General features: G+C 47.8%; 7 protein-coding genes. 4 read left to right on the top strand and 3 right to left on the bottom strand.

Annotated elements, in window-relative coordinates; genetic code table 11:
* Positions 1 to 49 precede the first annotated feature (49 nt).
* The 3 genes from D9Y29_RS24050 to D9Y29_RS24040 form a co-directional block, all read right to left on the bottom strand.
* Positions 50 to 1,105, bottom strand: coding sequence for a phytase (locus tag D9Y29_RS24050; protein ID WP_127132791.1), 1,056 nt, complete (start codon positions 1,103 to 1,105; stop codon positions 50 to 52).
* Between the two features lie 26 nt (positions 1,106 to 1,131).
* Positions 1,132 to 3,990 carry a TonB-dependent receptor gene (locus D9Y29_RS24045; RefSeq protein WP_127132790.1) on the bottom strand — a complete coding sequence of 953 codons (2,859 nt, stop codon included), beginning with the start codon at positions 3,988 to 3,990 and terminating at the stop codon, positions 1,132 to 1,134.
* A 154-nt stretch (positions 3,991 to 4,144) separates the two neighbouring features.
* Positions 4,145 to 4,741, bottom strand: a complete 597-nt coding sequence (locus tag D9Y29_RS24040) for an RNA polymerase sigma-70 factor (protein ID WP_127132789.1) — start codon at positions 4,739 to 4,741, stop codon at positions 4,145 to 4,147.
* A 169-nt stretch (positions 4,742 to 4,910) separates the two neighbouring features.
* On the opposite strand from D9Y29_RS24040, the gene D9Y29_RS24035 reads away from it, so the two are divergent.
* The 4 genes from D9Y29_RS24035 to D9Y29_RS24020 all read left to right on the top strand — a co-directional run bounded on the left by D9Y29_RS24035 (position 4,911) and on the right by D9Y29_RS24020 (position 12,780).
* Positions 4,911 to 5,480 carry a hypothetical protein gene (locus D9Y29_RS24035; protein WP_127132788.1) on the top strand — a complete coding sequence of 190 codons (570 nt, stop codon included), beginning with the start codon at positions 4,911 to 4,913 and terminating at the stop codon, positions 5,478 to 5,480.
* 79 nt (positions 5,481 to 5,559) lie between these two features.
* The gene (locus D9Y29_RS24030; RefSeq protein WP_127132787.1) at positions 5,560 to 8,067 is read left to right on the top strand and encodes a zinc-dependent metalloprotease; all 2,508 of its coding nucleotides are present in this window, start codon (positions 5,560 to 5,562) and stop codon (positions 8,065 to 8,067) included.
* Between the two features lie 31 nt (positions 8,068 to 8,098).
* Positions 8,099 to 9,346: a FecR family protein gene (locus D9Y29_RS24025; protein WP_127132786.1), complete on the top strand. Its 1,248-nt coding sequence runs from the start codon at positions 8,099 to 8,101 to the stop codon at positions 9,344 to 9,346.
* 41 nt (positions 9,347 to 9,387) lie between these two features.
* Positions 9,388 to 12,780 carry a SusC/RagA family TonB-linked outer membrane protein gene (locus tag D9Y29_RS24020; RefSeq protein WP_127132785.1) on the top strand — a complete coding sequence of 1,131 codons (3,393 nt, stop codon included), beginning with the start codon at positions 9,388 to 9,390 and terminating at the stop codon, positions 12,778 to 12,780.
* Positions 12,781 to 12,786 lie beyond the last annotated feature (6 nt).

Genomic DNA, 12,786 nt, shown 5'->3' with positions numbered 1-12,786 from the left:
ACATTGCTCGCCGGGAGGCGAGCGACTGGCCACACCCTGATAAAATGTATTATTCTGAAGTATTTAGTATTCTTAGCGACGCGGCTTTGGCAATATCCTCCCAACGATAATATTGAAAGGTCCTGTCTGTGCTCATCGCTACAAACAATCCACCGGTAAAGCCGGGAAGGCTCACTGATGTGGTTTCGCTGCCATCGCTTTCCTGTGTTGAGAAAGGAAGACTGGCAATTCGCGCATGTTCATGTGGGTTAGCCTTGCTGCCTTCCCTGGGATAGAAATTGAATCGATTGGCCTGTTGATCGGAAACCACAATATAGCCGGAGCCGTCAGGGAATTTGTAAAAAGAGATCCCTTCGATGTCTTTTTTGAAATCCTGCTGACCGAAGAAGGCCAGCTCTTCATTGCCTTTGGCAGGGTCTGCATGGTATTTATGTATGCCGGCCTGCTCATCGGAGTAATAAATATAACCGTTCTCATTATCTACAGCGATGGATTCGATCTCTTTCTTACCGCTGTATTCACCAAACTTGCGAACGAGCCTCATGGCGGGTTGTCCTTTCTCATCCAGGATCCGGTACTGCCAGAGATAGGAGCCTGAAGGGCCTGTTTTTCTTCCTACCACAACAAAACTGGCATTGTCTGACGGTCTTGTGTATATGGCAATGCCCATTGGTTTCCGCGCGCCTTCGCCTTCAAATACTTCCAGTCCCGTGCCTGCTTCTTTCATATCGGGCAAAGAGAAGAATCGAAGCTTGTTGGTTTCGCGTTCAGTTACGACTGCAAGGTCTTTCTTTTGACCACCGAGCATCACACCATAAGCGATGTCCACATTATTGGGGCGTTGCAGCCCAACCGCTTTGCGTATGATCTTTCCTTTGAGGTCGAAAGCATAGAGGCCCCCGCCAGTTTCTTTGTCGGTGCCGATGATCAGGCTTTGTGATTTGTCCGTTGGATGGATCCAGATGGCCGGATCATCCGTATCGTAGGGTACTTTTTCTGTTACCACTACTGGCTTGAGTGCATTAGGGTCCAGTGCAGCGACCTTCTTTTGCTCAGTACAGGCAAGCAGTGAGATGGTGAACAGTGATATTATTGTATGCTTCATCAACTTGTTTTAACGATCAGTGTAATTTACTTTACGAGGTCGAATTTTACGCCCAGGTTGAATTTGGAACCGTAGTATTCAACTTGTGCTGTTTTGTTCTTTTCGCCCTGGTAATAACGGAGTGGTTGGTCCGTAAGGTTGTTGGCCTCGGCAAAGATCCTCCATTTTGGAGTGATGGCGTAAGAAGCATTGGCATCGAGGAAGAATTGTTTATCGTAGAACCTGTCGTAGAAACTGTCTGCATTGTAGCCTGCGTCATCACTATCATCAACATACGAAGATGTGTAGTTGGCGGAGATCCTGGCAGAGAAACGTTTGGTTTCGTAGCTCAGAGATGCATTGAAGATATTGGGAGCTGCGCCGGGCAGTTTCACATTGTTGCGTACGAGTTCTCCTTCGGGAGAATAAATGCCTTTGGCTTTGGAGTGTGTGTAAGTGTAATTGAGGTACACGCCAAATCCTTTCCAGAAGCCGGGGAGGAAGTCAAGCTGACGTTGCAGCGCTACTTCAAATCCGTAAACATCGGCGCCATCACCATTGCGGCGTTGTGTGAATGTCCAGTTCTCGCCTGTGGGGACCGGGTTGACCACATTCGGGAAGAGGGCTTCAAACTTCGCATTGGTAAATGTGTTGTCGATATAAGTGTAGTAGAATCCGTCCAGTTTCTTATAGAATACACCGGCAGAAAGAAGGCCTACTGTTTTGAAATAGTATTCGCTCATCAGGTCCAGGTTGGATGACTTCACTGGATCCAGGGCAGGGTTGCCTGCTGCAATTTCCTGGTCGCCGGGTTTTACATTGAAGTAAGGGACCAGGTCAAAATACTTGGGACGGGCCAATGAGTTGGTCCAGGCGGCTTTCAGCACAAAGTAATTGTTTACACGGTATTTCAGGTTGATGTTTGGGAGTACGTCCGTATAATCGTTCTTATTGCTGGCAGTGCCTTTGAACACTTCTTCATCTTCTACGATGTTACCGGTGTAATCGATATGCGTGTTCTCGATACGAACACCGAGGTTCACGGAAAATTTCTCTGTGATATCCTGTTTCAGCATCAGGAAGCCAGCTGTAACCAGTTCTTTTGCTTTGAAATTACCGCTGAGGTATTCGCCGGGCACATCTGATTCTTCAAACAGGCTGCCATTTTTGAAATTCAGCTGTCCCAGGAATTCAGGATCGATGAACTGACCAGCTACATATTTACCACCTGGGTGGAAACCGCTGTTGGTTTTGTCTACCAATGGCAGGAGCGAAATATTACCGAAGCTGGCAGCAGGTTCGTATTCAAAGAAATTATTGTTACGCTCTTTGGTTTTGCTTCTGATGCGGCCACCAATTTTCAACCAGCCTTTTTGCTGAGGGATGATGCTGACGGGGTACTCCAGGTTGAGTTTCCCGTTGAAGTCTTCTTCAAACTGATCCTGGAATTGTTCTGAGAGCTCAGACAGGCGCGTGTAACCTGTGAGGGCGGTATTATCTGTTAGCAGCGGTGTTTCAAGGTCATCGATATTCTGGTTCACAGTAATATTCCTGCGGCCCATAGCGATATATCTTTCGTTCGGTCTTTTCTCTGAGGCTTTAGCGTATTGTGCGCTCCATTTGGCGCGTAGCCTGCCGAAGATATGATCTCCTTTCAGCGCAAGTGAGCGAACGCGCTGGTCTTCCAGGCGGCGGTTCTCATTACGGCTATTGTCCAGGCCACCTTTTGTCTGGCGCAGCACTTCACCATTTGTATAGCCGGTGATATTACCTTTTCCGTCATATATCAGTTCATCCGGGTCAGGCTCGTTGGCCTCACCGCGATAGCGATGGCGGAGGCGGAAGCGGTTTTCTTTATCATCGCGCCAGTTGTAGCTGCCGGTGAGTGTGAGGGTGTGCAGTGCATTGATCTTGTAATCGATGGTAGCGGCTGTGCTGCGACGGATACGCAGTTCATCATATACCCTGATATCATTGTCGCTGATAAAGAGCTTGCCATTTGCATCTTTGCTCCAAACATTTTCCACGTTGTCTGAACCGAATTTGTTTCGATTGTAAGATCCGCTGAACATTACGCCCAGCTTGTCTTTGAAGAAACGCGTACCTACTACCAGGCTGGCTGTTCCATTGAAGCCATTGTCGCGTATAGGACTGAAGCCACCTGCTACAGTACCGGAGAGACGTAGGCCCGTTGGTGTGGAGCGGGTAACCAGGTTCACGGAACCACCAATGGCATCTGCATCCATATCGGCAGTGAGTGTTTTGTTCACTTCAACAGTCTGCACCATATCGGTAGGGATCAGGTCCATCTGGATACGACGGTTATCACCTTCTGCAGATGGGATGCGTTCGCCATTGAAAGTAACGGAGTTGAATTCCGGGCCCATGCCGCGCACTACTATATTGCGTGCTTCGCCCTGGTCGTTCTGCATGGTGATGCCGGGAACGCGTTTGATGGCATCTCCGATATTGGCGTCCGGGAAACGGCCAATCTGGTCGGCGCTGATGATATTGGTGATATTGTCGGAATTCTTTTGCTGGTTCAGGGCTTTGGCCTGGCCTTTCATGCGATCACCCATTACGAGTATGGATTGCAGTGAGTTGGATCCTGATTTCATTTTAGCAGTGAGCTCAACCGGCTTGCCGCCATTTTCGAAATCGAGAGTGAGGGTTTGATAGCCGATATAGGTAACCGTAATAGTGTGTTTTCCGTTGGGTACATTCATGAGAGTGGCAATTCCATCATTGCCGGAAACAGCGCGGGCGCCTTTTTCATCGAGCCGGATACTGGCGCCCGGGAGAAGGAGGTGTTGCTCATCTATCACTTTGATCCTGATGATGGCGGATTGAGCCATAGCGATGCTGGTCAGCAAGGTAGCTACCAGTACTGCGTACAATTTTTTCATAAACTGAATTGTTGGTGAGTATGGGATATTTCCCGGCGCGAAGGTATTTGAAGCATAGTGCAGGGGCTCATTCCGGCATGTTATGCAATGTTGAAGTAATTGTTAGGGGAATATGAAGAAAAAGAAATGGGATTTGAAAATGAGCGGGTTCCAGTTAATTGAAGGCAGCGGCGCCGCAGATGATGAAGAATATCATGAGCTGTTCATCAGAGAATTTCAACCGCAGTTGAGCCAGGGCTTTCGCTTTATGTTCTTTCACGGTAAAGACAGAAATGCCGAGTTTAGCGGCGATCTCTTCATTTTTCAATCCGTCAAAATAGATCATCCTGAAAACCTGCTGTCTTTTTTCCGGCAGCTTTTCGATCTCCTGGTAGATGGACCGCATCAGTTCCGAGCGGATCATTTGTTGTAATACGAGCTCATCACCTTTCTGATCATCGAGATAATTCATCTCTTTCTGAAAATTATTCTTCACCTTTTGATGACGGAGATGGTTAAGCGAAGCATTGCGGGTGGCGGTATAGAGAAAGCTTTTGATGCTTTGCGGATGATCGAAGTCTGCGCGTTTGTTCCAGAGTTTGAGATAACTGTCTTTCACAATATCTTCTGCCTCACTCATGGATCCTAACAGTTGTTCGGCAAAAAAACAGAGCGGCCTGTAGTACTGTCTGAAAAAGACAGTAAATGCCTGCTGGTCCCCTTGCTGGAATGCAGGAATGATATTGTCCGGGAAGTGATTAAGCTCTGTCATTAGTTCTGGCTTGCAGGCTGGCACTGCTTTGCAAGCTGGCTAAGTTAGGGAATTCAAAATAAAACAGGGAGGGTGAATGGTTACAAAAAAATAATTTGAAACGGGCTAGTTCAAACATTGGGGGAGGGTGTTCTAACTTCTTTCATCATCCCATAACCTACATTAAGTTATGCCTTTAAGAAGTACTGCTCAATTCCGGAAAATGACTGCGGTGGTTTTACTTGCAGGAGCGCTGGTATCCTGTAGTGCAGGCCCCTCGGCGCCGCCGGAACGCAAAAAGTTCCCTATGTTCACAGACAATGGCCGGGCTGCTGATATTCCACTGTTCTCACTGGCCACCCCTGATCACAAATCAGGCCTTCCATTTGCAACAGGTTCAGTAGATTTGTCAACCGATGGAGGGGCCAGTTCCTACTACTCCCTTTCTCTACCAGACCCGAATTACGATTCTCTGGCGCTCAGCCTGGTAAACAACTACAAACCGTTAGCCTTGTCTTTATTGAGCCAATGGGCCAAACAGAGTAATGGCAAAGGTTTCATCGTTGATCTGCGCAATAGTGCAAACAACGGGAGCCGCCAGGATTATTCCGTTGAGTTTGCTGGTAACACAGTGCCTGTTGTATTGCTGTGGGACAATCATTCTTCCTCAAGGGCTGAAACATTCCTGAACAGCGCGCAACAGATCCCTGGATTCAGCATCAGTGCCAGGAAGAAAGCTAACAACAACAGCTGTTTTTGATCTTTTGATCATTGGATCCGGTAAGGCTCCGGCCAGACTGAAAAAAAATTAACCGTACAAAACTGTTAGAGAAAGCATCATGAAGAAATATTTATATCTGCCCCTCTGCGTGCTGGCAGGTTCCTGTGCCTGGTTCAAAGGTGGCACCAAGAACGCGGCAGGCAGCCAAAAGAAGGCTCCCGCATCCGCTACCGCCGCAGCTCCCAAACCACCGGTAGTACCTCCTGCAAAGAATGGTGTAAAACCATTAGACCAGGTTGTGAAAAATCTCCCGGTACAAAAAGGTCTCTTCAATGTATACAGCTCTAAAGAGCTCGACAGTGTTTTTTTCGAGATCGGAGATACACTCCTGGGAAGAGATATCATGGTGATCAATCGCGTGAACCGCGGACCCGGAGGCATCAACCTCTATGCCGGAGAAGAACTGGAAGAGAACACCATCTATTTTGAAAAAGCACAAAACGAAAATATCAGGATCCGTTTCAGACAAGTGATTGCCGATGCGGACAGCAACGAAGTGATCGCCAAAGCAGTGAAGCTGTCTAACCTCGATCCTGTTGCCGGTACATTCCCCATAAAAGCTTATGGGAAAGATTCCGCCAGTTATGTGATCGATATGAGCAAGTTCCTGAAAGACGGGCAAAGCTTTGTTCAGAAAGTGGCTAAAGGCGTCAACAAAAACATCCTGGATATTCGCAGGGACCAGGAGCTGATGAAGATCAAAGTGTTCCCGATGAACGTAGAGCTGCTTTCCAGCCACAACACTTTGCTTAAAGAAGATAAAGCTACGGGAAGAGCCGACCAGGCGCCAGCCACCATTGAAATGAAGACCAGCTTCATTGCGCTTCCGCATGTGCCAATGCAACGTCGCATTATGGATCCGCGCATCGGGTATTTTGCCAACTACTCTTATGTGTTCGGAGATAAACAACAAAAATCGGAAACACAGCAGTTCGTGGTTAGATGGAGACTGGAGCCGAAGCCTGAAGACATGGCCCGCTACAAAAGCGGACAGCTGGTAGAACCTGCAAAACCCATCGTGTTCTATATCGATCCCAATACTCCCAAACAATGGAGAAAATATTTGATCCTTGGTGTGAACGACTGGGCCAAAGCATTCGAGAAAGCAGGTTTCAAAAATGCCATCGTAGGAAAAGAATGGCCGGAGAACGATACCACCATGGATATGGATGATGCCCGCTATTCATTCATCCGTTATTTCCCATCAGAGATCCCCAATGCCTATGGCCCTAACGTGAACGATCCCCGCAGCGGCGAGATCATCCAAAGCCATATTGGCTGGTATCATAACGTGATGAGCCTGGTGCACGACTGGTATATGGTGCAGGCCGCTCCCAATGATCCCGAAGCACGCAAAATGAAATTCAGTGAAGAACTGATGGGACAACTGATCCGGTTCGTATCAAGCCATGAAGTAGGCCATACGCTTGGCCTCAGGCATAATCATATCAGCAGCAGTCAGACCCCCGTTGAAAGCCTGCGAGATATCAACTACCTGAAAGAACATGGTCATACTGCCAGCATCATGGACTATGCACGCTTCAACTATGTAGCGCAGCCTGAAGATAATATCCCGCAGGAACTGCTCTTCCCAAGGATCGGCGAGTACGACAACTGGGCCATAGAATGGGGCTACAAATACACAGGCAAAGCTGCCAGTGAAGAAAAGAAAGAGCTTTATGATCTTACCACCAAAAAACTCAATGCCAATTCGCGCCTGCTTTTCGGCAGCTATGAAACAGGCAGCCATGATCCACGCAGCCAGGCTGAAGACCTGGGTGATAATCCGGCCAAAGCAAATGCATATGGTATAAAAAATCTCAAACGCGTAATTGAAGGTTTGCCAGAATGGACTAAAACGGATGATGGTTTCAACAGGGACCTTGCGCAGATGTACAATCAAACAGCCAATCAATACTTCAGGTATGTAGGCCATGTGATCAAATTCATGGGGGGAACAACCCTCACCATTCGCACAGACAATGATGCAAAAGCGGTAGTAGTCCCGGTAGCCAAAGAAAAACAGGTGGATGCCATGAACTTCCTGATCGATGAAGTACTTACCACACCCACCTGGCTGCTCTCAGACAAGATCACAGACAGAACAATGGGTACCAGCGGCCCCTATGCGAATTTTGTGGAAGACATTCAGATGCGCGTGATCAATACCCTGCTGGATGCACCGGTGATCCAGAACGTAGTGAATAATGAAAAACGCTTCGGGAATGTAAAAACACTGGGTACTGATCAATACCTGGCGATGCTGCGCAATAATGTATGGAAAGAATTGAAACAACCTTCCGTGAAGATCGACGGTTATCGCCGCGCGATCCAGAAAGCCTATGTGGGCGCACTGTCTTTCAACCTGGCCAATACCGCCAGTAATGCCAATCCGGGAGAGCCGAATCCTTATATCGAAACTGACTCTTATTCCATTTCTATTGCAGAATTGAAATCCCTGCTGCCGGTAGTTAAGCAGGCTATCGGTAAAACCAGCGATGCTTTAACAAAAGCTCACCTGGTAGACCTGGAACTGAAACTGGCAAAAGCAGCAAACGGAAAATAATTATAATCAACCTTATCTAATACCGAACCCTATGGCAATGCACGATCAGGATCCCATACAAACAATGCAGGAGCTGGCAGCTCTCTTCTTTCAGAAACTGCAGGGCACCATTCAGCCCGCAGGTGAACAACAGCTGGAAGCATGGCTGCTGACCCGGACAGCAGAGAACAGAAAATTCTATGAAGGTCTTACTGACCAGGCTTCCATAGAATCTGCACTTCGTTCTCTCTATGCAATCGATGAAGAAACTGCGTTGGAGGATGTTCTGAACAGGATCCAAAAGGATAGCCATGAAACAAATCCCTCTGCTGCTATAACGGAGATGCCCGTACGTAAAAAATGGTATCGCTATGCTGCAGCGGCTGCTATCGGGATCCTGATCGTGGGTATTGCAGCAACATTCTGGCTGACCAGCCGTACCGGTGATGACCAGCCTGACACTTCCCCCACAGCGCATTACAACAGTGATGCGCTGCCCGGGAGTGACAAAGCCATCCTGCAACTGGAAGATGGACGCTCGATTTTGCTGGACACAGCTTCAGGTGAACTGGCAAAACAGGGTGAAACCCATATCCGGAAAAATGAGGAAGGCGTGCTTAGTTATGATCCCGGCAGCGCAGGCAACGATACGGGCCTGGTATATAACAGGATCATCACGCCACGCGGAGGCCAGTACCAGGTTACATTGCCCGACGGAAGCAAAGTGTGGCTGAATGCAGCTTCCAGCCTCCGTTTTCCTGTTGCTTTCAAAGGAAAGGAAAGGGTGGTGGAACTGACCGGCGAAGCCTATTTTGAAGTGGCGCAAAATGCAAACAAGCCATTCAAGGTAAATGTTGGCAGCGAAAAGGAACCCATGCAGGTGGAGGTATTGGGTACTGGATTCAATATCCAGTCCTATGCTGATGAGCCTGTAAGAGCCGCCACGCTGGTGAATGGAAAGATTAGGGTATATAACGGCAACGAACAGGTGATACTTAAACCCGGGCAACAGGCCAGGGTGAAAGAGCAAAGCCTGAGTACAACGGCTGCAGACCTTGAGGAAGTGCTGGCCTGGAAGAATGGCATTTTCTATTTACAGGATGTAAATATCCAAACCATCATGCGTCAGCTTTCACGATGGTATGATGTGGAAGTGGTGTACGATGGGAATATCACACAACAGTTTGTGGGTAAGATCCCCCGCACCATGAATTTATCAGATGTATTGAAAGTCCTGGAGTCCACAGGGTGGGTCCATTTCAGATTTGAAGGGAAAACAGTCACAGTATCTCCCGATTGAGAAAATTTTTGAATAACAGCAACGCAATACCAAAACAACTTATGCAAGGCTCAAACGAAACCCATAACAGGGCGCTGCAACGCAGGGCCCGCTGGCGCCTGGCCAGGATGACTGCTGTTCTTTTACTGCTGGGTTTTATCCAGGCAGGTGCACAGGTGGCAGCTCAGACAGTAACTATTTCAGCCAATAGGATGCCGCTTGAAAAGGTCTGTAAAGAAATAGAGAAACAAACCGGCTACTTTTTCGTGTATGCCAGGGACCTGGAAAAATCAAAGCCGGTTACCGTGCAGTTAAAGAACGAAGAGTTGAGAACGGCACTCAACAAAGTATTCAATAACTCAAATCTTACTTACGAACTGGTGGGAAAAGTGGTGAGCGTGAACACACGCAAAAAAGCTGCGACTGACCAGCCAAAGAGTGAACCACTTACAGATACAATCACACTTAAAGGTGCTGTGATTACTGAAAAAGGACCACTGGAGAATGTGTCAATCAGCTCATCCATTTCAAAACGGTCAACCCTCACGGATGTGAAAGGTCAATATGTTCTCAAAGGAGTGATCCCGGGGGAAGAGATCATATTTTCCTATGTTGGATATAAGCCTTACCGGGCTAAGGCCAGGAGCAGGGAACTGGTGGTTGCCCTGGAGGTGGCAGACAATGAACTGGACAAGGTAGTAGTAAAAGCATACGGCACTACTACCAAGAGGTTTGCCACTGGGACCATCGCTACCGTTTCCGGTAAAGACATCGAGAATGTGCCGGTTCAAAATCCATTGCTGGCATTGACTGGTCGTGTACCCGGCATCGTTATAACTCCATTAAGTGGTGAAGCCAGCGCTCCCGTTAAGGTAGAGATCAGGGGCAGGAACAGTATCAACCCGAACTTTCCCTCCGATCCGCTGTACGTGATCGATGGTATTCCGCAAACCATTATGGACCTCAACAACAGGAAGGTTGGATATATGGAGCCGACCATGATCTCATCAGGGCTCAACCAATCAGATGTGTATGGACTTGGAGGTTTGAGCATTCTTTTCGGATTGAACCCTGCTGACATTGAATCAATCGATGTATTGCAGGATGCAGGCGCAACGGCTGTTTACGGAAGCCGCGGCGCCAACGGTGTGATCCTCATCACTACCAGGAGAGGCAAGGGAGGCGGCACCCGCGTGAATTTTGGCGTTTCACAGGGGCTTACCTATGTAACGAAGTACTATGATATGCTAAATATCAAAGATTACCTGCAGTTGAGAAGGGAAGCTTTTGCCAATGATGGCAAAACTCCTTCCAAAATTCCCGGCGATCCCAATTATGCACCAGACCTGCTGATATGGGATACTACCCGGAATGTGAACTGGCAGAAATATCTTTATGGCAATACGGGACGTTACACGCGATATAATGCAAGTCTTTCAGGAGGTAATGAGATCACCAATTTCAGGTTGAGTGCAGGTTATTCAAAGACCACCGATATCAAGGCAGTCAGTGGCACTAACCAGTCCGCCACATTTTCATTCAGCCTCGATCACAAAAGCGCCAATAAGAAATTCACCAGTCAGCTTACTGCCATGTTCGTGCATTCGAAAACCGATGCTGTATTGTTGAGCGCCAACTATACTTTGCCTCCCAATGCACCGGCTGCATTGGACAGCAGCGGTAACCTCAACTATGCCGCCTATGAAATTGCAAAAGTGAATTTCCCTTTCGCTAATCTGAAAAAATCGAATGAAGGAAAGAACAATCAATTGCAATCCAGCCTGGATTTGAGCTACCTGCTGTTCACTGGAGTTAGCCTGGTGACCAGTTTCAAATACACGCAATCCAATAATAATTCCGTTTCCCTGGTACCTATCGCTTCCAAGAATCCATTTACACTTACTGATCAGAAAGGAAATAACTATACTGGCAATACAAAAGTCAGCAACTTTACGATCGATCCGGCCATTACCATCAATAAGCCATTAGGCAATGGAGCTATCAGTGCAAGGATCGGCGGCACTTATCAGAGTAATATCACACAAAGCCTGAGCATCAATGGAAGTGATTATGTTTCGGATGACCTGATCGGTTCCCTGTCCAATGCTCCCAAAACCACCACCACTGAGCGATACGGGCAATACAAATATGCAGGTGTTTATGCACTGGTGAATTATGATTATGCCCATAAGCTATTCTTCGATATCAGTGCAAGGAGAGATGGCAGCAGCCGCTTCGGCCCGGGCAAACAGTTCGGCAACTTCGGTGCTTTCGGCGCTGCCTGGATCATCACTGAAGAGGAATGGGCGCGCAAAGCAATTCCTGAATTCATTTCAGTTATCAAACCCTCCTTCAATTACGGTATCGTAGGAACTGATGGTGTAGGGGATTACAGGTATCTGTCACAGTGGAACAGTGAATCCAATTATACACCGCTCACCAATTACAATGGGCTGAACCCGCTGGTGCCGCAATTACAGGCCAACCAGGATTTCCATTGGGCCAGCAGTAAGCAATTGTCTGTAAACTTATTGCTTGAATTCTGGAACAGGATCACCCTTACAGCCAACTGGTGGAGGAATAATACGGATAACCAACTGGTGCAATTCCCCACTGGATCATATACAGGCTTCGATTACGTTACTGCCAATTCACCCGCCAATGTATTGAACACCGGCTGGGCGCTCACGCTGAACACAACCGTAATTCGAAAAAAAGACTGGGGATGGCAGTTGAATTTCCAGTCGAGCAATTCCAAAAACAAACTGAAGAGTTATCCCAACCTGGAGCTGAGCCCATACTTTACCCAATACAAGATTGGCGCCTCTATCAATGATCAGTATGTATTCAAGTTCATTGGTGTGAATGCTCAAACGGGCAGGTTCGAGTTTGTAGACCTCAATAAGGATGGACAGGTGAGATCGAACAATAGCGTTGCACCCGGCACCGGAGATGATGACAGGTATTACACGGTTAGCCCTGTACCGGATTTCCAGGGAAGCGTAAGAAGCACGCTGCGGTACAAGCAGGTTACACTCGATCTTTTGTTCACCTGTAAACGTTACTGGGCGTCCACTTTCCTGAGCAACAGGATCGGCCTGATGCAGAATATCAGCCAGTATGAATTCGATCATCGCTGGACAACGCCGGGACAGATCACCGATGTGGCCAAGCCAACAGTGAATACGCTACCCAGCAACCAGGGCGATCTGCAGAGTTCAGATGGGAAATTCGAGAAAACGAATTTTATCCGCCTCAGTTCTGCATCCATTGCCTACAGCATTCCACCAAAGACCCTTAAGCTGGCTGGATTATCTTCCATGACCATCAGCCTGGATGCCAATAATCTCTTCCTGCTGACCAATTTCAAAGGCATCGATCCTGAATTGTCATGGGGCGGCGGTTCATTGCCTCCCAGCAGGACCATCGCACTCACGCTCAACTGTTCATTCTAAACTCCA

This window comes from Pseudoflavitalea rhizosphaerae, from assembly GCF_003991355.1.
In the GTDB taxonomy this organism is placed as follows: Bacteria; Bacteroidota; Bacteroidia; order Chitinophagales; family Chitinophagaceae; genus Pseudobacter; species Pseudobacter rhizosphaerae.
The sequence above is the reverse complement of the archived record's forward strand: the minus strand, read 5'-3'. Positions and strand labels throughout refer to the sequence as shown.